The 20,477-nt window shown below is 68.7% G+C and carries 17 protein-coding genes; 6 read left to right on the top strand and 11 right to left on the bottom strand.

Annotated elements, in window-relative coordinates:
- The first annotated feature begins 144 nt into the window (after positions 1–144).
- Positions 145–858 carry a hypothetical protein gene (locus HKK74_RS34295; protein ID WP_187247572.1) on the top strand — a complete coding sequence of 238 codons (714 nt, stop codon included), beginning with the start codon at positions 145–147 and terminating at the stop codon, positions 856–858.
- A 140-nt stretch (positions 859–998) separates the two neighbouring features.
- Here HKK74_RS34295 and qcrB read toward each other — a convergent pair whose 3' ends face one another.
- The 3 genes from qcrB to HKK74_RS34280 form a co-directional block, all read right to left on the bottom strand.
- Entirely contained in the window at positions 999–2,615 is a 1,617-nt protein-coding gene (gene qcrB / locus HKK74_RS34290) for a cytochrome bc1 complex cytochrome b subunit (RefSeq protein ID WP_187247571.1), read from the bottom strand.
- Between the two features lie 162 nt (positions 2,616–2,777).
- Positions 2,778–4,253, bottom strand: coding sequence for a glutamate-cysteine ligase family protein (locus HKK74_RS34285; protein WP_187247570.1), 1,476 nt, complete (start codon positions 4,251–4,253; stop codon positions 2,778–2,780).
- A 72-nt stretch (positions 4,254–4,325) separates the two neighbouring features.
- Positions 4,326–4,667: a YidH family protein gene (locus HKK74_RS34280; protein WP_187247569.1), complete on the bottom strand. Its 342-nt coding sequence runs from the start codon at positions 4,665–4,667 to the stop codon at positions 4,326–4,328.
- A gap of 117 nt (positions 4,668–4,784) precedes the next feature.
- Between HKK74_RS34280 and HKK74_RS34275 the strand changes: the two genes are divergently transcribed.
- The gene (locus HKK74_RS34275) at positions 4,785–6,128 is read left to right on the top strand and encodes a sensor histidine kinase (protein WP_187247568.1); all 1,344 of its coding nucleotides are present in this window, start codon (positions 4,785–4,787) and stop codon (positions 6,126–6,128) included.
- 92 nt (positions 6,129–6,220) lie between these two features.
- Here the strand turns inward: HKK74_RS34275 and sigE are convergent, their stop codons facing one another.
- The gene (sigE, locus tag HKK74_RS34270; RefSeq protein WP_312882069.1) at positions 6,221–6,775 is read right to left on the bottom strand and encodes an RNA polymerase sigma factor SigE; all 555 of its coding nucleotides are present in this window, start codon (positions 6,773–6,775) and stop codon (positions 6,221–6,223) included.
- Between the two features lie 222 nt (positions 6,776–6,997).
- Between sigE and HKK74_RS34265 the strand changes: the two genes are divergently transcribed.
- Positions 6,998–8,596, top strand: a complete 1,599-nt coding sequence (locus HKK74_RS34265) for an acyl-CoA synthetase (protein ID WP_187247567.1) — start codon at positions 6,998–7,000, stop codon at positions 8,594–8,596.
- Between the two features lie 97 nt (positions 8,597–8,693).
- Positions 8,694–10,064, top strand: coding sequence for a serine/threonine-protein kinase (locus tag HKK74_RS34260; protein ID WP_187247566.1), 1,371 nt, complete (start codon positions 8,694–8,696; stop codon positions 10,062–10,064).
- Between the two features lie 172 nt (positions 10,065–10,236).
- On the opposite strand, the gene rho is transcribed toward HKK74_RS34260, so the two are convergent.
- A complete protein-coding gene (rho, locus tag HKK74_RS34255) occupies positions 10,237–11,403 on the bottom strand; it encodes a transcription termination factor Rho (RefSeq protein WP_187247565.1) in 1,167 nt (388 codons plus the stop codon).
- A 436-nt stretch (positions 11,404–11,839) separates the two neighbouring features.
- Positions 11,840–12,199 (bottom strand): cell division protein SepF, encoded by a 360-nt coding sequence (locus tag HKK74_RS34250; RefSeq protein ID WP_187247564.1) that lies wholly within the window; start codon positions 12,197–12,199, stop codon positions 11,840–11,842.
- A gap of 293 nt (positions 12,200–12,492) precedes the next feature.
- On the opposite strand from HKK74_RS34250, the gene HKK74_RS34245 reads away from it, so the two are divergent.
- A complete protein-coding gene (locus HKK74_RS34245; RefSeq protein ID WP_187237993.1) occupies positions 12,493–12,696 on the top strand; it encodes a cold-shock protein in 204 nt (67 codons plus the stop codon).
- 59 nt (positions 12,697–12,755) lie between these two features.
- Here HKK74_RS34245 and HKK74_RS34240 read toward each other — a convergent pair whose 3' ends face one another.
- Together HKK74_RS34240 and HKK74_RS34235 are read right to left on the bottom strand one after the other, a co-directional pair.
- A complete protein-coding gene (locus tag HKK74_RS34240) occupies positions 12,756–12,971 on the bottom strand; it encodes a DUF2277 domain-containing protein (protein ID WP_187247563.1) in 216 nt (71 codons plus the stop codon).
- Positions 12,972–13,142: 171 nt separating this feature from the next.
- On the bottom strand, positions 13,143–14,720 hold the full coding sequence (locus HKK74_RS34235) for an MFS transporter (RefSeq protein WP_187247562.1): 1,578 nt from the start codon (positions 14,718–14,720) through the stop codon (positions 13,143–13,145).
- Between the two features lie 153 nt (positions 14,721–14,873).
- Between HKK74_RS34235 and HKK74_RS34230 the strand changes: the two genes are divergently transcribed.
- Complete coding sequence (locus HKK74_RS34230; protein ID WP_187247561.1) at positions 14,874–15,659, top strand: TetR/AcrR family transcriptional regulator; 786 nt, start codon at positions 14,874–14,876, stop codon at positions 15,657–15,659.
- 49 nt (positions 15,660–15,708) lie between these two features.
- On the opposite strand, the gene HKK74_RS34225 is transcribed toward HKK74_RS34230, so the two are convergent.
- The 3 genes from HKK74_RS34225 to HKK74_RS34215 form a co-directional block, all read right to left on the bottom strand.
- Positions 15,709–16,743: a mechanosensitive ion channel family protein gene (locus tag HKK74_RS34225; RefSeq protein WP_187247560.1), complete on the bottom strand. Its 1,035-nt coding sequence runs from the start codon at positions 16,741–16,743 to the stop codon at positions 15,709–15,711.
- Between the two features lie 346 nt (positions 16,744–17,089).
- Entirely contained in the window at positions 17,090–19,663 is a 2,574-nt protein-coding gene (locus HKK74_RS34220; RefSeq protein ID WP_312882068.1) for a M14 family zinc carboxypeptidase, read from the bottom strand.
- A 21-nt stretch (positions 19,664–19,684) separates the two neighbouring features.
- Positions 19,685–20,059, bottom strand: coding sequence for a hypothetical protein (locus HKK74_RS34215; protein WP_187247559.1), 375 nt, complete (start codon positions 20,057–20,059; stop codon positions 19,685–19,687).
- Positions 20,060–20,477 lie beyond the last annotated feature (418 nt).

The raw sequence follows: 20,477 nt of genomic DNA, 5'->3' as shown, positions 1-20,477 counted from the left end.
CACCGTTCCTTTCCCATCCTCGCCGAATTCGTCATGCGACCCCCTCGGGTGTACTAGCGTCCCCGCTGGGTGTTGTCGCGGTGGGTGAACGAATGGTCACCCCCTGCGACGCACCGGGTTCAGGTAAATGACCCGGGGGGAAAAGTGAATCGTTCGATCAGAAACCTGCTGAGGGTGTCGGCTCTCGCCTCATCGGCGGCGGTGCTCGGCGTCGCCGCCGCGTCGATGAGCATGCACGGCGACGAGCCGGCGGGCTACAAGATCACGAGCGCCGCGGGCCCCGCCCTGCCGGCGCGGTCCGCGCAGGGCGCCCCGCAGCGGGCGGTGACCGGCCTGGGCGACAAGGCGGTCGGAGGCAGCGGCCTCAGGATGTCGTCCTCCGGCTTCGTCGCGAAGTGCGCCGCGACGGCCGGCCGGGCCGTGCGGGCGCCCATCGGCCCGGTGACCGGCGGGCGGGCGGGAAGGCCGCCGGTCCGGCCGCCGGCCCTGCCGGTCGCACCGCCCGCCGACTACCACGTTCCGGTGCACGACCCGAACGCGGTACTCATGATGAGCAAGCAGGTCAACGACCCGTTCGGCGGCATGACGGTGTCGGGCGTGAGCATCGACTCCTCACCGGGCACTCCGCGGGTCGTCCGCGAGTACGCGGCCGCGCGCTGCGAGGCGCTTCGGCGCAGTGGCGCCGTACGCCCGGTGAGCCAGGCGACGCGCAAGGCTCAGGGCCGTGACCTCGCCGGCGCCGTGACCTCGCTCGGCACGGCGGTCGGCGGGCTGACCCGCGCGCCGGCCGGCCGGCCCGGCGAGCTCCTCGGCGGCCTGCCGGAGCTCACCGGTAAGCGGCGCGCCGCCGGGCGCTGATCCGTGGCGGGAGGCACCGCCTCCCGCCGCGGGCGGTCCCGGGTGGGCACGCCGGTCGGAGCGGGCGTTCGGTCGGAGCGGGCGTTCGGTCGGAGCCGGCGTTCGGCCGCACCAGGTGTTATGCCGGAGCAGGTGTTCGGTCAGAGCAGGCGCTCTTCCTCGCTGACGGGGAGCTCCTTGCGCTCACGGTCGGGAAGCGGCGGGCCGAGATCGGCGATGAAGACCTGGTTCAGCTTGATCCGCACCTTGTGCAGCGGCCGCCGCGCGGCGGGATGCTCGACGCCGTCCACCTCGGGCCGCTCGATCGAGACCGCGACCGGCGGTCTGGGTTCGATGATGGGGGCCAGTTCCTCCTTGGTGGCGGGCCGGGTGACCTCCACGTACGCCCCCGTGGGCAGGAGCTTGATGATGCCGGTCTCGACGCCGTGCTCGATGACCTCCCGCTCGCGGTGTTGCAGGCCGAGACAGATCCGGTACGCCACGAGGTAGGCGATCACCGGTCCGAGGATCACCGTGAACCGGAAGAACCACGTCGTCACGAACAGCGGGATGTCGAAGGTCTTGGCCAGGATGTCGTTGCCGCCCGCCGCCCACAACAGCCCGTAGAAGGTGCAGCCGGCGGCACCGATCCCGGTGCGGGCGGGCACGTCGCGCGGCCGGTCCAGGAGATGGTGGATCTCCCTGTCGCCGGTGACCCATCGCTCCAGGAAGGGATAAGCCGCGAGCCCGGTGAACAGCGCGCCCGGGATCACCAGGGCCGGCACGATCACGCTCATGGGCAGCGTGTGGCCGAGGAAATTGATCTCCCACGCGGGCATGATCCGCAGCGCGCCCTCCATGAAGCCCATGTACCAGTCGGGCTGGGAGCCCGCGCTGATGGCCGCCGGGTCGTACGGCCCGAACAACCAGACCGGGTTGATCTGGAAGAACGTCGCGAGGAGCGTGGTCGCGGCGAGGACCCACATGAAGAACGCCGTCGTCTTGCCGATGAACACCGGGAAGAACGGGTAGCCGCGGACGGTGCGGTTGGTGCTGCCCTTGCCCGGGAACTGGGTGTGCGTCTGCCGCCACGTGAGCACCACCGCGTGCAGTGGGATCAGGGCGAGGAGCAGGCCGGGGATCAGCAGGACATGGATGGTGAACAGCCGTGGGATCAGCTCTTCGCCGGGGAACTCCCCGCCGAACACGAACATCGCCAAGTACGTCCCGACCACCGGGACCGACAGGATCACGCCCTCGAGGATCCGCAGGCCGGTGCCGGACAGCAGGTCGTCGGGCAGTGAGTAGCCGAACAGCCCGTTCACCAGCACCAGCATGAACAGCACGACGCCGATCACCCAGTTGAGCTCGCGGGGCTTGCGGAACGCGCCGGTGAAGAAGTTGCGGAGCATGTGCGCGACGATCGCGGCGAGGAAGAGGATGGTCGACCAGTGGTGGATCTGCCGTACGAGCAGGCCGCCGCGGATGTCGAAGCTGATGTGGAGCGTCGACGCGTACGCCTCGCTCATCCGCACGCCGCGCAGGTTCGCGTACGACCCGTGGTAGACGATCTCGGTCATGCTGGGCTTGAAGAAGAACGTGAGGAACACGCCGGTGATCAAAATGATCGCGAATGAGTAGAGCGCGATCTCACCCAGCAGGAAGCTCCAGTGGTCGGGGAACGCCTTGCGTAACGCCTTCTTGCCGAAGCGCGCGCCGCCGACCCTATCGTCGATGGCCCTACCGGTCTTGGCCAGGAGCTTGGGGGTCTTGTCCATGCCAGATCTCCCGCGATGGCGGCTCCCCAGAGGAAGTCACCTGGCTGGTCGCCCGATAACACTTATGCCACTACCCGTTAAAGTTACATAGAAGCATGAACAATGCCATATATGGACAAAGCGCTACTGATAACGGGCCATCTTTGTGGGGACTTGGCCGGGTCAGGGGCCGATCGGCCAGGTGTGGACGGGTTCGTTGGTGTGCATCAGCTCGATGTAGCGGCGGGTCATCAGCCGCAGCGCCTCATGCCGGTCGATGTTGAACGACTCCTCGATCGTCCGGAGCGTCTCGATCTGCCAGGTGGCGCCGTTCTGCCCGGTCATGCAGCGCTGTTCGATGATGCCCATGAGCCGGTCGCGGCGCGCCGGGTCGACTCCCCACCGGTCCAGCCCCTCATGCGCCATCGGCAGCAGCCGGCGCAGTCCGAGCTCGCCCGCGGGGACGTCGCCGAGGCCGGGCCAGTAGAGCGAGGCGTCGATGCCGTTCCGCGCGGCGCTGTGCAGGTTGTCGGCCGCCACCGGGAACGACATCTGGGACCAGACGGGCCGGTCGGCCTCGGCGAGGATGCGCACCAGGCCGTAGTAGAAGGCGCCGTTGGCCACGATGTCCACGACGGTCGGGCCGGCCGGCAGCACCCGGTTCTCGACCCGCAGGTGCGGTTTGCCGTTCACGACGGCGTAGATCGGCCGGTTCCAGCGGTAGATCGTGCCGTTGTGCAGGGTCAGCTCGCCCAGCTCGGGGATGTCGCCGCGCTCCAGGGTGGTGAGCGGGTCCTCGTCCTCACAGATCGGCAGCAGGGACGGGAAGTACCGGGTGTTCTCCTCGAAGAGGTCGAAGACCGAGGTGATCCAGCGCTCGCCGAACCACACCCGGGGTCGTACGCCCTGGGCCTTCAGCTCCTCCGGCCGGGTGTCGGTGGCCTGCTCGAACAGGGTGATCCGGGTCTCGTGCCACAGCTCGCGCCCGAACAGGAACGGCGAGTTGGCGCCGAGCGCCACCTGCGCGCCGGCGATGGCCTGAGCGGCGTTCCAGTGTGAGGCGAACCCGTCCGGGCTGACCTGCAGGTGGAACTGGGTGCTGGTGCAGGCGGCCTCCGGGGTGATGCAGTCGGCGTAGGTCGCCAGGCGCTCGGTGCCGTCGATGGCGATCCGCATGTCCTCGCCGCGCGCCGCGAAGATCTGCTCGTTGAGCAGTTTGTAGCGGTGGTTGGAGGACATCGAGTCCTCGCTGATGTCGGTCTCGCGCAGGGTGGGCAGGATGCCGATCAGGACGAGCTCGCCGCCGGCCTCCTGCGCCCGCCGGCCGGCGTGGTCGAGGTTGCCGCGGATCTCCTGCTCCAGGTCGCCGCTCTCGCCGAGCTCGCGCGGGGGAACGTTGATCTCCAGGTTGAACAGCCCGAGCTCGGTCTCCCAGGCGGGATCGGCGATCGCATCGAGCACGTCGTTGTTGCGCATCAGCGGCATGGCGTCGCCATCGACGAGATTGATCTCGATCTCCAGGCCGATCTGCGGGCGGTCGAACTCGAACTGCGACTCCTGGAGCATACGGGCGAGCACATCCAGGCAGCGGTGGACCTTGTCCCGGTAGCGGCGGCGATCATCTCGGCTTACGGAGATCGGGGTGACATCTCTGCCCATTCGTTCCCTCCACCTGAAGAGCCCACCAGGTGATCTGCCACGGGGTGAGTCGGTCAAACCCTCTTCTTTGGGTTAGCCTCGTACGAGAAGGGACACGGTCAGCACGACGCCGGCGGCGAAGACCAGCGCCGTGAGACCGATCGCGAACCTCGGTGGGGGGAGCGGCTCACCCGTACGGAGTGCCCGCTGGCACGACCGCCAGTGCAGAAACGCCAGAACGCTGAGCACGGCCCCGGTCAGGATCGGCAGGACGGACAGTGTGATCCGTACCCCTGCCGGCCCGATGCGGCCGCCGAGTTCCGCGAGTGCCACGCCACCGGCGATCAACGCCAGACAGGTGCGGATCCACGAGAGGAAGGTCCGCTCGTTGGCCAGCGTGAACCGCGGGTCGGGTTCCTGACATTCCAAGTCCATGGATCAATAGTTACGCAGGTCGCTCGCGTCGATCACATCCCCGGGCCCGGTGGAGTGCGATCTTGGCGGGAGTAGTAGTCGGACACAGGCGTCGCACACGCGGTTCGGGGGGATCACATGCGACTGCGACCCCGGTCGATTCGCGTCCGGGACACGCTGATCGCCACCATGGTCTCGTTGTTCGCCTTCGGCCTGCCGGCGGCGGGGATGGACCTGTTGATCCGCAACGCCACCGAGCAGCGTCACTACCGGGACATCGAGTACGCGGCCCGCCGCGAGGCCGCCGTCCTGCAGTTGCGGACGCCTCCGCGTGATCCGGTGCCGGCGGATCCGAACGGCGTCGACCTGATCCAGGTGATGGACGCCGGCGGCCGCGTGCTCTACGCGAGCGGGGAGGCCGGTCGGCTGCCGATCAGCTCGGCCCGGCCACACGGGCGACAGCTGTTCCGCAACCTCGCGCAGTGCGACACCGGCCACGGGTGCCTGTTCGTCCACGTGACGCGGATGAACCTGGTGCACGCGGACCCGCCGAGAACGGTGTACATCTACACGGCCACGGAGGTGCCGACGATCCTGGCCCCCGGGGTACTGGAGCTGATGACCGTCACGATGGTCCTGGCGCTGGCCGGGCTGACCTCCTGGATCACCTGGCGCACCGTGGGCCGCACACTCGGGCCGATCGACGCGATCCGGCGTCAGCTCGCGGAGATCAGCGCCAGCGATCTCAGCCGCCGGGTTCCCGAGCCGGGCCGCGAGGACGAGATCGCGCACATGGCCCGTACCGCCAACGCCACCCTCGACCGGCTGGAACGGTCGGTGAGCCGCCAGCGGCAGTTCACCGCCGACGCCTCACACGAACTGCGCACTCCGGTGGCGGGCCTGCGGGCCAATCTCGAGGACGCCCTGATGCACCCGGCCGACGTCGATGTGGAGGGCACGCTCGAGGCGGCGCTCAGAGACACCGAACGGCTAGAGGCGATCATCACCGATCTCCTGTTGCTGGCCCGGCTCGGTACCGGCGGCGGCGTTTTCCAGGAGAAGGTCGACCTCGCCGACCTGGCCGCCGCCCAGGTGAGTGGCCGGGGTACCGACATCCGCACGAACCTGGCGTCCGGTGTGATCGTGACCGGAGTGCCCATGCAGCTCTCCCGCCTCCTGGGCAACCTGCTCGACAACGCCGAGGTTCACACGGACAGCCACATCGACGTCGAGGTACGGCGGGAGCGTGATGAAGCCGTGTTGTCGGTGACCGACGACGGGCCGGGCATTCCGCCGAAGGACCGTGAACAGGTGTTCCGGCGGTTCACCCGCCTCGACAGCGCCCGCAGTCGCGAGGTCGGCGGCACCGGCCTGGGCCTGGCGATCGCCCGTGACATCGCCAGGACGCACGGCGGCATGCTGACCGTCGAGGACAGCCCGCGCGGTGCCCGATTCGTGCTGCGGCTCCCGCTCAGTGCCTAGGCCGTGTTCAGTACTACATGGCTGGATGGATCCGGCAGGCGCGCGTCGCGGCCGGCGTTGCGGGTCTTGACCGAGGTGACCTTGATCTCGGGTCAGCCGGACACGGGCTCGAGGGGCACGGAGGGGCGGCGGTGCTCAAGGGCGGCGCGGAGCTGGGCGCGCCCGCGGTGGATGCGGCTGCGGACGGTCCCGAGCTTGACGCCGAGAGTCGCCGCGACCTCCTCGTACGTCAGCCCTTCGATGTCGCACAGGACGACCGCCGCGCGGTACTCGGGCGCCAGGGCGTCGAGCGCGGCCTGCACGTCGGCGTCGAGGGTGCTGTCGTCATAGGCCTGGGCGGGGCTCGGCTCCCTGCCCTGCAGCCGCTCGGCCGATTCGTCGGACAGGGCGTCGAACCGGATGCGCTGGCGGCGTCGCGCGCCGTCGAGGAACAGGTTGGTGGTGATGCGGTGCAGCCAGCCCTCGAAGGTGCCCGGGCTGTACGAGGACAGCGACTTGAAGACCCTGACGAAGACGTCCTGTGTCAGGTCCTCGGCATCGTGCTTGTTGCCGGTCAGTCGGTAGGCAAGCCGGAACACGCGCGTCGAGTGCTGGCGGACGATCTCCTCCCAGCTCGGCGGAGTCCACGCGACCACACCTACACTCACGATTACCCCCCTGATGCGAAATTGTTACCGCCAAGCATGGCCGTACCCCAATAAAAGCCACGTAAGGCGCCACGCTCAAAGTTGGTACAGCATTCTCACCAGAGAGGGCAGGGTGTGGTGTGAGTGAAGTCACTGGACAGGATGTCAATAGGCGTTGAGCCGCCGCCGACCGGTGGTGATGATCAGAGGCACCCTGGTTCAGCCCGATCCGTGAGGAGACCCATGGGGCAGCGCAGCTACAACCTGGCCGACTTGCTCGAGATCCTCACGCAGGCCGGCCCGGAGCGGCCCGCGCTGGTGGCCGGGGACCGGCGGCTCACCTTCGGTGAGCTGAACGCCCGGGCGAACCGGGTGGGCCACCATCTCGAGGCACAGGGTGTGAAGCCCGGTGAGCATGTTGCGATCCTCGCCTACAACCGGGCCGAGTGGCTGGAGACGATGTTCGGCGCCTTCAAGATCCGAGCGGTGCCGATCCCGGTCAACTACCGCTATGTCGCCGCTGAACTGCACCACGTGCTCTCCGACTCCCGGTCGGTCGCCGTGGTGGGCGAGCGCTCGCTGCTGGCCCGGGTCGAGGAGGTGCGCGCGCGCCTGCTGCACCTCCGGCACGTCATGGTCATCGAGGACGGCGGCACCGACGACATCCCGGACGCGGTGCCGTACGAGCGGGCGCTCGCCGCCGCGCGTGCCGACGACGACTTCCCGCCGAGGTCGAACGACGACCGCTACATCGTCTACACCGGCGGGACCACCGGATACCCGAAGGGCGTCGAGTGGCGCTGCGAGGACGTCTTCTTCGGCGCGCTCGGCGGTGGGAACGCGCTCGGCGACCCCATCACCAGCCCCGAGGCCATCGCGGACAACGCGGCCAAGCCGCCGGTGCCGCTCCTCGACTGCGCGCCGGTCATGCACGGTGCGGGACAGTGGGTCGCCTGCATGGGCCTCTTCAGCGGCTCCAAGGTGGTGCTCTACACCGACCACGCCTTCGACCCCGCCAAGGCGCTCGGCCTGCTCGCCAAGGAGCAGGCCAACGCGCTCATGATCGTGGGTGACGTCATGGCCTGGCCGATCGCCGAAGCGCTCGGCTCGGGCTCGTACGACACGTCGTCGCTGGTGGCGATCGCCTCGGGCGGCGCGCCGCTGACCGCGGGCGCCCGCGACGCGCTTCGCCGGCACCTGCCGGACGTCATGTTCCTGGACAGCTACGGCGCCTCCGAGACGGGCGCCTGCGGTCCGTCGGTCGAGGGCGGTCCGGGTGACGAGGGAACGGCGCGGTTCATGATGAACCCGTCGGTCACCGTGCTCCGCGACGACCTCACCCGGGTCGCTCCCGGTGAGATCGGCCGGCTGGCGCGCAGCGGGCACATCCCGCTCGGCTACTACAACGACCCGGACAAGACCGCGTCGACCTTCTTCCGCGACGCCGATGGCAAGCGGTGGTCGATCCCCGGCGACTACGCCACGCTGAACGAGGACGGCACGATCGTCCTGCTCGGCCGGGGATCACTCGTCATCAACACCGGGGGCGAGAAGGTCTACCCCGAAGAGGTCGAGGTGGCGCTGAAAGATCACCCCGGCGTGTACGACGTGGTGGTGGTCGGCCTGCCCGACGAGCGGTTCGGTCAGCGGGTGGCGGCGGTCGTCGCCCCGGTTCGCGGGGCCGAACTCACCCTCGAGGAGCTCACCGAGCACTGCAGGGACCGGCTCGCGGGCTACAAGCTGCCCCGGCAGTTGCAGCTGGTGGCGGAGGTCCAGCGCACCGCCGTCGGGAAATCCGACTATAAATGGGCCCGCTCGGTGCTCACCGGTACGACGCCGTGACCGCTGAGGAACCTGTGCTTTACCGGTAAAATCTGGTCAAGTGACAATCTTCGTGACGCTGGGCATGTCATGGCCCTAATCGGTCAAAAAACCTATTATGGGTGCAGAAGAGGGGATTCTGCTCGCGAAGCGCTACCGTCTGCTTTCGATCGTCGGTCGAGGTGGAATGGGCACGGTATGGCGGGCACATGACGAGACTTTAGGACGGGACGTCGCCGTCAAAGAGGTGGCCCTCCCCGAACAACTGGCCGACGGCGGCAGGCTGCTGCGCCGCCGGTTGATGGCCGAGGCCCGGGCGACGGTGGCGTTGAGCCATCCCGGCGTCATCACGGTGTACGACGTCGTCGAGGAGGACGGCCGACCTTGGATCGTGATGGAACTGCTCCGGGCGCGATCGTTGCAACAGATGATCGACCAGGACGGGCCGTTGGAGCCGGGCCGGGTCGCCGAGATCGGCCGCAGCGTGCTGTCGGTACTGCGCGCCGCGCACGCCGCCGGCATCCTGCACCGCGACGTCAAGCCCAGCAACGTGCTGCTGACCGAGGACGGCCGGGTCGTCCTCACCGATTTCGGGTTGGCCATCAGCAAACGCGAGGGGGCGAGTCCCCGTTTCCGGGGGGTCGAGGGTTCTCCGCCCTATGTATCGCCCGAACAGGTACGGGGTGACTCCATCACCGAGGCGTCCGACCTGTGGTCGCTCGGCGCGACGATGTACACCGCCGTCGAGGGACACTCACCGTACGGTCGGCGAGACCCGCTGGCATCACTGATCGCCCTTTTGATCGAGGCCTACCGGCCGCCTCTGCACGCCGGCCCGCTCCGGCCGGTCATCGATGGGCTGCTCACCAAGAACCCGGCCTGCCGCATGAGCGCCGAGCGGGCGGGCAGACTGCTCGACAGAGCGGTCAGCCACAGCAGACCGCCATGGTGCCGCGCCCGCCTGCAGGCGGGCGCCTTGGCGTGTGTGATGATCCTGGCGGCCGTCGTGGCCATGGTCGGCGCGTGGTCGTCCCGGTGGAACTCGGTCGGCACGGGCGAGACGGTCTCGGTCATCGACGCGAGCGGGCGCGGCACGATCTCCTACCGCGGGCCCGGTTTCTCCGTCGACGTTCCCGCCGACTGGCTGCGCGTCATGCGCAGCGACGGCGTCTATTGGTACGACCCGCACGCCAGTCACCACCTGCGCATCAGCCGTGCCCCCGGCGACCCGCTGCATGGTCTGAAAGAGGCCGAGAAACGCGGTCTGGCGGCCGGCACCTTCCCCGGCTATCGCAAGCTCCGCCTCGAGGCCGCTCCCGAACTGGGCCCCAACGCCGCCGAATGGGAGTTCACCTGGGACCAGGGCCGGCTACGCGGCCTGGACGCGAGAGTGAGCGGTCACGACATCTTCTTCGTCGGCCTCGACGACCACTGGACCCCCAGCCAGCGTCGCTTCGACGCGATCCTGCAGAGTATCCAGACGTTTTAGATTGCCTCGCTCCGCTCGGCGGCTCGCGGGCCTTGAAGATGGCGGCTTCCCTCGTCGCGTGCTCGCTCGTTCCTCGCTCCGCGCGCTCCTCAGTCCAGCCACCATCGGCCCGCTCGCGATGCTTTTGATCACTGATCGGGGTCGATGTCGTAGCCGGATCGATCTGGGGCGGTCAGGTGGTGCGTCGTACCTGAAGGAGGAACTCGGCATTCGATGAGGTGTCCTTGAGCTGGCCGAGCAGGAGCTCGAGGGCCTGCTGCGAGTCGAGGCCGTTCAGCACCCTGCGCAGCCGCCAGGACAACCGCAGCTCCTCCGGTGACATGAGGAGCTCTTCCCGCCGGGTACCCGAGGGGTTGACGTCGACGGCGGGGAAGAGGCGTTTGTCGGCGAGCGACCGGTCGAGCTTCAGCTCCATGTTGCCGGTGCCCTTGAACTCCTCGAAGAACACGTCGTCCATCCGGGAGCCGGTCTCGACCAGGGCGGTCGCCAGGATGGTCAGTGAGCCGCCGCCCTCGACGTTGCGAGCGGCACCGAAGAACTTCTTGGGCGGGTACAACGCTCCCGCGGCGACGCCGCCCGCGAGGATGCGGCTGCCGGACGGTGCCGACAGGTTGTACGCGCGGCCCAGCCGGGTGAGGGAGTCGAGCAGCATCACGACGTCACGGCCCTGCTCGACCAGCCGCTTGGCGCGCTCGACGGCCAGTTCGGCGACCTCGATGTGCTCTTTGGCCGGGCGGTCGAACGTGGAGTGGACGATCTCGCCCCGTACCGACCGCTGGATGTCGGTGACCTCTTCGGGCCGCTCGTCGACGAGCACCACCATCAGATGGCACTCGGGGTTGTTCTCGACGATCGCGTGCGCGAGTGCCTGCAGGACCATCGTCTTGCCGACCTTGGGCGGCGACACGATCAGGCCGCGCTGGCCCTTGCCGACCGGGCTCACCAGGTCGATGACGCGGGTGGCGAGTGCGCCGGTGTCGAGGCGCAGCCGCTCGGTGGGGTGCAGCGGTGTCAGCGTGGCGAAGTGCGGGCGGTCCTGGCGGGGCTCTGCGCCGTTCACGGTGTCGACGTGGACGAGAGTGCTGAACTTCTCCCGGCCCGATCGGGGCTTGCGGGCGGTGCCTTCGAGAACGTCACCGTTGCGCAGCCCGTACGCCCGGAGCTGCGCCGCCGAGACCTGCACGTCGTTCGGGCCGAGGCGATAGCCATTGGTGCGGACGGTCGCCTGCTTGCCCTGCACGGACAGCAGGCCGGAGAAGCGGATGGTCAGGTCGTCGCGGTCCGGCCGGGGGACCGTTTCGGGGGTCTGGGCCGGGCGGGAGGTTTCGGTAATGGTCATAGAAATCCTTTCGCGGAGCGCGAAACGCTCCGGTAGAGGTCCGCGTACGGGCGTGGTGCCCTCGGTCAGTACGCGGGGAATCGCTAATCCGGCGGCACGAGCGGGCGAACTCGGCCTGGACCATTCCCGCCTCGAAAGGATGACGAGGTGAGAAAGAGGCCGTGGCGCTCGGCTCGGCCGGGCGACGCCGATCCCAGATTTCGGATCGGCCGGTCAGCTCGAAGCTGAGAAGCGCCTGCCTCATCGGAACGGAGGCTCCGGCGCTAACCGGAGCGTACCCCACTGTCGCGCCGATCACACGCCGGGAGGGCGGGTCATGTCATCGGACCGTGGGTGTCGGCGGTGCCTTCCGCGACTTCGGACTTCGCCGGCGGTGCCGTCGGCCGGTCGCGTCCGTCAGGCCGGGACGTCAGGCCGGGACAGCCAGGCCGGGACGTCAGGCCGCGACCCCTTCGGGCGACAGCAGGAAGACGGCCGGCGCGATCCGCTCGATCCGCCCGCCGTGGCCGAAGGCGAGACCGGCGCCGAAGTCCAGGAATCGCATCACGGTCGGCTCGTCGGTCTCGGTGAGGTCCATGATGACGGTGGCGCCGGTCCGGAACAGGTCCCCGATCACGGGGGCGTCGCTGTTGAACTGGCGGGCGTGCAGCGTCGCGATGTGATGACGTCGGGGCTCGGCGGTCGCGGGTCGCGCGTCGAGGGTCTCATCGCCGGGTTCGTCATCGTATGCGTCGACCCGATCGGTCTCCTCGGCGAACCCGAGCGACAGCATCGTCCTGCGCAGCAGTCCTGCCATGGGTCCAAGGGTAGACGACCTGCCCGAAGTGCCGTCGGATCCGCGCCTGGAGCGTGACCCCGCGTTGTCATTCCAGCGTTACGGAGTGTGATCTCATGCCCTCTCCTCGGTGACCCCCTCTGCTATAGTTGGGATTAGCTGCTTGATCATGAATGCGCCTGTTGGTCACCACCTCAGGCGCGTTTTTGTTTGGCAGGGCCGGCTGGCAGGGCCGGCCGGCCGGGTCCATCCCGGCCGGATGCGGGGACTCGCAAGGTGCGAGCGTCGCCAGCCCCTGAAGGAGACAGACAGACATGGCTACAGGCACCGTCAAGTGGTTCAACTCGGAAAAGGGCTTCGGCTTCATCGAGCAAGACGGCGGCGGCCCCGACGTCTTCGCCCACTACTCGAACATCGCGGCTGAGGGCTATCGCGAGCTTCAGGAGGGTCAGAAGGTCCAGTTCGACATCACTCAGGGCCAGAAGGGCCCGCAGGCGGAGAACATCGTCCCCGCCTGAGGAACATGAGCGCGGCCGGGCTCGGAACGTTGGACCGGAAGTTCGATCAGAACGTTCAACTAGGACGCCCGGCCGCGCACTTCGATCGACGCGAGCAGCACCGCCGTGGCCTCGGCGACGGCGGTGACGGCCCGGTCGAAGGCTTCTGTGTTGTGCGCCGCCGGGGCGCGGAAGCCGGAGATCTTTCGTACGTACTGGAGCGCGGCGGCCCGCACGTCCTCATCGGTGACGTCGTCGGTGAAGGGCGGGCGGAGAGTCTTGATGCTGCGGCACATTCCCATATTGTCGCGCGGAACCGGCCCGGGTCGGGTGGTGAACCCGTTCCCGGGCCGGTTCGTGCCGTCCTCGGCGGCGTCGCCCCGTCGGAGCGTGTGACCGGTCAGAAGCCGGTCATCGGCGGGTCAGTGGTCGGCGGGTCAGTGGTCGGCGGGTCAGTGGTCCGCGGGTCAGTGGACGAGTTCGCGGCCGGCATTCGTCGTCTCCTCGTCCCCGTCGTGCTGCGCCGTCGGGACATGGCGCAGGAGGATGACCGCGGCGATGGCGGTGGCGACCATGAGGACCGCGCCGGTCGCGGAGGCGACGCTCATGCCTTGGGTGAAGGCGTGGCGAGCGGCGTCGAGCAGGGTGTCGCCGGCCGGTCCGGGCAGTTGCGCGGCGACCGCGTCGGCACCGGCCAGGGTCTCGCGGGCGGCGTGCGACGCCTCGGGAGGCAGCCCGGGGGCCACTACGTCGGCCATCCGATGGTGGTAGACGGCGGCGCCGATGGTGCCGAGGATCGCCATGCCGAGTGCCGCGCCGAGTTCACTGCCGGTCTCGGACAGGGCCGAGGCGGTGCCCGCTCGCTCCGGCGGTGCGGCGGTGAGGATGAGGTCGGCGGTGAGCGTGCTCGCGACGATGATCCCCGAGACAAGCACCCCGGCCGCGATCAGCACGATCACCAGTGGTGACTCCACCCGTACCTGGCTCAACAGGACGAATCCGGCCGAGCTGACGAGGAGCCCTCCGCCGATGACGACGGCGGGCCGCACCGACTTGCCGAGGGTCGCCGCCACGCCGACCGCCACCATGATGGCCGGTGACGCGGCCAGTGACCACAGCGCCGCGGAGAACGGGCGCATGCCGAGCACGAGTTGCAGGTACTGCGTGGTGAACAGGGCGTAGCCGATGAGGCAGAACATGCCCACCACGTTGATCAGGATCGATCCGCTGAAGGCCCGGTCGCGGAACAGCGTGATGTCGATGAGCGGGTGGGCGTACGTCCGCTGCCGGTGGACGAACGCCACGCCGATCAGCAGGCCGGCCACGAGGGTGATCGCGGGGAACGGTTCGACGCCGTCGACCGCGATCCGCTTGATCCCGTAGATGACGGGCAGCACGGCGGTGAGCGACAGGGCCGCACCGAGCAGATCGAACCCACCGGCCTTGGGGGCGCGGAACTCCGGCAGCAGGATCGGCGCGAGGACCAGGAGTAGCGCCATGGCCGGCACGTTGATCATGAAGGCCGAGCCCCACCAGAAGTGCTCCAGCAGGAATCCGCCCACGATCGGGCCGATCATCGTTCCCCCGGTGATGGCGGCGGTCCAGATCGCGATGGCGGTCTTGCGCTGCCGCGGGTCGTGGAACATGTTGCGGATCAACGCGAGGGTCGACGGCATGAGGGTCGCCCCGGCCAGCCCGAGCAGCGCACGAGTGGTGATCAGCAGCTCGGCGCTCGTGGAGTACGCGGCGATCACCGAGGCCACGCTGAAGGCCGTGGCACCGATCATCAGCAGCCGCCTGCGGCCGATCCGGTCGCCGAGGGCGCCCATCGTGATCAGCATTCCGGCCAGCACGAACCCGTAGATGTCCATGATCCACAGCTGCTGGGTACCGGACGGTTCCAGGTCCGTGCTGATGAACGGCAGTGCGAAGAACAGCACGCTGATGTCCATCGAGATGAGCAGGCAGGGCAGGAACAGCACGGCGAGCCCGATCCACTCCTTGCGTCCGGCTCTGATCTCTCTGTGGGTCGTCGGCTCGCTCATGTCGCTCCTCGCTCCTTCGTGGTGCCGCGTGTCGCCGCACCACGCAACGCCTTCTGCGTAACTCATACACTCTATTGTGTATGCCCTACGCTCTATTGCGTATGATATACACAGTCCTAGGATGGTGGTCAAGGCCGGACGAAGGCGGAGGCGATGGCAGAGGTGGCGGCAGAGGTGACGGCGGAGGACGGCGGTGGCGACGGTCCGCGGCTCCCGGCGAGCATCGAGGCCGCCTGGGGGCTGCGCCAACGCCCGGGCAAGGGGCCCAAGCCCGGCCTGAGCCTGGAGCGGATCGTCGAGACCGCCGTCAAGGCCGCGGACTCCGACGGGATCGCCGCCGCCTCCATGAGCCGGGTCGCCGCGGACCTCGGCGTCTCGACGATGTCGCTCTACCGGTACGTCGCCGCCAAGGACGAACTGCTCAAACTCATGACCGACGCGGCGTACGGGCCACCTCCCGCCGGGCCGCCGGCAGAGGAGGGCTGGCGGGCGGCGCTGTCGCACTGGGCTCAGGCCGAACTGGCCGCCCTGCGGCGGCACCCGTGGATCCTGCGCATTCCCATCAGCGGTCCGCCGATCACGCCCAACGCGATCCTCTGGCTCGAACAGGGGCTCTGCGGCCTGCGGGACACCGGGCTGCCGGAGGCCGACAAGTTCTCAGTGATGCTGCTGGTCACCGGATTCGTCAGGAACGCGGCGACGCAGGCCGTCGACGTCCGCGAGGCCGCGGAGAAGTCCGGGTCCACCGTTCAGGACGTGATGGCGTCCTACGGCCGGATGCTCGCGCAGTTGATCGACCCGGTGCGCTTCCCCGCGCTCACCGCCGGTCTCGCCTCGTCGGCACTCGATGACGACGACGAGGACGGCGACGGCGACTTCTTCTTCGGCCTCGAGCGCGTGCTCGACGGCATCGAGGTGCTCATCCGCGCACAGCGCTGAGCCGTGCTCAGTGCCGTGCGCGTGCTCAGTGCCTTGCTCAGTGCCTTGCTCAGTGCTGCTTCGCGTCGTCGAAGACCACGTGGCGCACGGGGAACGGGAGCTGGATGTCCTCGGCTCGGTAGCGCTGGTGCAGCCGCTTGATGAACTCGTGGATGACGATGTACTGGTCGGTGAACGCGCGGGTCCGCAGGATGACGGTGAACTGGATGCTCGAATCGCCGAAGGTGTGGAAACGCACGAGCGGTTCGTGGTCGCCGACTCCACCGTCGACCTCGGCCATCACCTCGCCGGCCACCTCGATGGTCACGCGTTCCACGTGCTGCAGGTCGCTGTCGTAGCCGACCCCGACCTGCACCAGCACGGACATGTCGTGGGCCGGCCGGTGGTAGTTCGTGACGATGGCGTCGGCGAAGCGGGCGTTCGGGACGATGAGCAGGTTGTCGGAGAGCAGGCGGATCGTCGTGTTGCGCCAGTTGATGTCGACGATGTTGCCCTCTTGCCCGTTGTCCAGGCGGACGTAGTCGCCCTGTTCCACCTTCTTCGAGGCGAGGATGTGCACTCCGGCGAACAGGTTGGCGAGCGTGTCCTGCAGGGCGAGCGCGACGGCGAGACCGCCGACGCCGAGCGCGGTGAGCAGCGGCGTGATCGAGACGCCGAGGCTCTGCAGCAGCACCAGAGAGCCGACGGTGATGACGACCACGCGGGTGATGTTGGCGAAGATGGTGACCGACTTCGCGACGCCGGTCCGGGCCAGCGTGACCGATGAGACGATGCCGGCCGCGAGCCGCGCGGCCGCCAGCGAGACGGCCAGGATGATGAGAGCGATGAGGATCTGGGCGATCACGTTGCGCAGGCCCTGGCGCAGGTCCAGGATCAGGACGGCCGCCCACACCCCGGCCGTGGCACCGCCGGTCACCGCCAGGTCGCGCAGCAGCCTGGAGCCGAGGTCGTCCCAGGCCCACCGGGTGTCCTCGGCCCGGCGTGTCAGCCGTACCAACGCGATGCGCAGGCCGATCCCGAAGGCCACGATCGCCGCCGCGACGACGATCGCGATGATGACGCGGCTCAGTTCCAGCTCAGACATGGATCGCCCCGAGGGTCCGTACGGCACCGGCCGGGCGCGAGCGGCCGCAGGCGCTCCGTCGCTCGCTCTCAGGTGGCTCGATACGGCACCACACCGTCAACCCAACTCCTTCTGTGTTCTGCTCGGATTCGGCGTACTGCTCGGATCGCGCCCGCCGCACGTTCCGATGACCCGAGGAGCAAGCTATTTGTCCACTCTGCCGCGATGCTCCCGCTTTGCAAGATCGTAATGCCGACCGGGCGCACGGAGGACATAACGGCCTCCGGCCCCCAGAGCGAGCTCGCTCTGGGGGCCGGAGGCGTACATCGGATCGAACGGTCCGCCGCACAAGGACGGACGCGACGCGTCAGCGCACGGTCTGTGGCTGACCCGCGCTCACGGCCGTCCAGTGCAGTGACCTGGCCACCTCGGCGAACAGGCCCTTCGGGTGGTTGCGGAACATCGGCTCGGTGCCGAAGAGCACGACGGCCGCGCCGCGCTCGTCGACGCCACGCACGATGGCCGGCTGGCCGACGGCGGCCTCCGGGCCGCCGGTGCCGCCCTCCGGACGGGCCCGCCAGTGCCCGGCGATGAGCGGCCCCTGCGTGGCGTACCGCTGCTCCACCGTCACCTCCGGACCGAGACCGGTGAACCAGCGGGGCGAGAACACGAAGGAGTACTTCGGAGCGCCGTTCGTGATCGGGCCGCCCGCGTTGGTCACGGACACCGTGCCGTTCGCGTCCTCGCGGCCCGCCACGGCCGTCGCGGTGAGCAGACCGGCGGCGGAGTTGAACGCCGCGCCGGTCGCCCCACGCGTGACGACGCCGCCCTTGGCGAGGAAGCCGTTCAGCGCCGTACGGGCGGGCTCGTTCAGCTGCGCGTGGTTCAGGCCGCTGGCGACGTAGAGCACGTCCACGCCGGTCCAGCTGAAGCCGGCGTTGAGCACGGCGGTCGAGACCGGCTTGACCGTGAAGCCCATCTCCTGCAGCGAGTAGAGGTCGTCGGCGCTACCGGCCGCCGCGACCGTCAGCTTGCGCAGAGGAGAGGTGCCCGGTGCCGTGGCCTGGGTGAACCGCACGCCGTAGCGGTCGGCCATCGTACGGGCGGCCGCCCGCGCGGAGCCGGGGATCACCGCACTGCCGTCGGCCGCCCACTTCGCGGAGACGCCGTCGGCGAGCAGCGCGTTGAGCGCGGAGACCTCCTTGGCGTCGTCCAGCCGCAGTGACAGGTCACCCGACGGCGCGACCGAGCCGGTCGGCGCGGCGACGGAGACCGGCTTGGCCGGCACGCGGCGCGGGTCGCCGGATTCGGCCGTGTCGACGGTGGCGCCCCACAGGTGGGCCAGGCTCCAGCCGGAGATGTCGTACATCGCGTCGACCTTGGCGCTGATGTCGGCCCCCGGTTCGAGGATGACGTTGGCCATGCCCCGCTTGGGCTGGTGCATGTCGACCACGTACGAGCCCGCGGCGTAGCCGCGTCCGTTGAGCGTGAACGCCTTGGTCGCGCGCTCCACCCGTACGTCATTGGCGATCAGGTGGTCGACCAGGCGCGCGGCGGCGACGTCCGAACGCTGTCCGCCGCCCGCGGGGATGACGTACGCACGCGGGTACTTCGTGGTGTAGACGTCCTCGGGGCCGAAGCCCGGCACGATGTCGAGCGGTGTGGCCTTCGAGGGCTCCCCGGCCGCGCCGCGGCGGAACACCTCGATCTGGTCCGCGATGAGCGACTCACGGCGCTGCTGGACGAACGAGAGCGTCGAGTCGATCGTGGCGGCCGCGATGTTGGTGTTGATCTTCGAGCGGCGCTGGAGTTCCGCGACCGGCCGCGTGTTGTAGTCGTTGTTGTTGACCCGCATCGGGATCTCGATCGTGTGCGAGGCCACCGCGCCGTGGAAGGGCGCGTACTGCGGGGTGAAGATCGGCGGCCAGTCGTCCCAGCCCTCGGTCCAGTCCCGGAACGGGATCTGCGGCGGGTCGACCCCGTCCGCTGCCGGCGTGTAGCCGAGTGCCTTGACCGCGGCCTCCATGCCGAGGCCGTTGGCGTACGCGTTCTTGATGAAGAGGTCGTACTCGTAGTTCTGCCCGTGCGGCGGGGTGGTCGGCTCGATGAGCGTGCCGTTGACGTACCCGTGCAGGTCGAGCATGACCAGGGGCTGAGTGTCGATCATCACCTGCCGCATGCCACGGACCTCCGGCTGGGAGGCCGTGATGAAGTCGCGGTTCATGTCGAAGCCGGCGCCGTTCGCCCGGGTGTTGCCCACCCGGCCGTCGGGGTTGGCGGTGATGTTGAAGTACAGCCGGCTCTGGCCGAGCAGCTTCTCGGTGCTCGAGTCCTTGGCGGTGGCCAGCTTCTCGATCGTGCGGAGGGCGGCGTCGGTGCCCTCCCACTCGTTGCCGTGGATGTTGTTGTTGATGAACACCGGAGCCTTGTACGAGCGCTTGATCTGCGGGTCGCGCGCCGCGCGTGCGGCGTCTTCCTCGATCTCGGCCCGCATCCGGGCCTGCTCCTTGGCCGCAGCGGAGCTCTCCGGCTCGGTCACGGTCACGAGGTACAGATCGCGACCCTGGTGGCTACGGGCGATGACCTCCACGCTGACCCGGTCGCTGATCCGCTGCAGCTCGTTCAGCTTCGGCGCGATGGCGTGGTACGGCGTGAGGCCGAGCTTGATGGACGCGTCGGCCTGGTTCACGGCCGGCAGCGGCAGGTTCTGCTGCCGCGGGTAACCGCGGGTGCCGGTCCGCGGGAACCGCGTGTGGTCGGCGCCGCGGTCGCGCCCGAGTTCAGAGGCGGCGAAGGAGTTTCGCTCCGCGCCGTTGCCGAACTCACGTTGTACGGGCGGTTTGCGACGATTGTCGGGGTCGGCCGACGCGGGCATCACGGGACTCAGGAGCGAGGCCACGAGGCCCACGCCCAGGACTGGATACAAGTGACGTTTTGCCACAGATGCCTCCGTATGGGGGATTCACCTGGTGTCTATCCGGGCAAGATCACCACCCACAAGGTCACAACTGTGACGATTCGGTCCCAGGTTGATGTGGGAGCCGCGGTATGAGCTGCGTGGGTGTGGACCGCACCCCTGGCGGTCGCTCGTCAGCGCAGCCGGTCGAACCATGCGGAGCGCCGCGGCGAACCGTCCCGTCGGGTGCCGCAGCACGTCGAACCCCCGCGCCGTGAGTAGTTCGCCGACGTGCCCCGGCAGGGCACTGAGCATGTCCTGTCCGGGCGCGGTTTCGTCGAACAGCTTCTCCACACGGTCGGCGTAGGGCGCCTGGAACAGCTCCGCCGGCGAGTCGTACAGATCATGCAGTCGGTCGAACGCGACGAGCAGGTACGCCATGTAAGCGACGGTGAGCTGCCCTGCGGCAGAACCAGAAGACCGCCGGCGATCGTGGACCGGCCGAGTCACTCTGGAGTCGCCGGAATCGAAAATGCCAGGTCAGGGTGGGGATGTTTGAGAATCTCGGGGAGTGGGCATCCCTTAATCCGGGTCAGAAGACGTGCCGCTGCGCCACACAGAGTGGGCGATGGCGGCCTCGATTTGACGTTTATCCCAAGCGGACCTAATGTTCTCAGTGCCCCAAGGGGGAGCGGGACGCCGAAAGGCGGCCGGCCCCGGGGGAACCACCTTAGATTCGCTGGGCCGCATTTCGTGTGTCTGGTGGGCCTCTTGTGGGCCAGGTCGGAAGCTTTGGTCGGGTCTCGGTTCGTTGTTCGGGATTTGACTGAGACTTGAGATCTGGTAAAGTAGGAGCTTC

This window comes from Actinomadura alba (assembly GCF_014323705.1).
GTDB lineage: Bacteria > Actinomycetota > Actinomycetes > Streptosporangiales > Streptosporangiaceae > Actinomadura_C > Actinomadura_C alba.
Note: the sequence above shows the minus strand (reverse complement) of the source record. Positions and strands in the feature narration are given on the sequence as shown.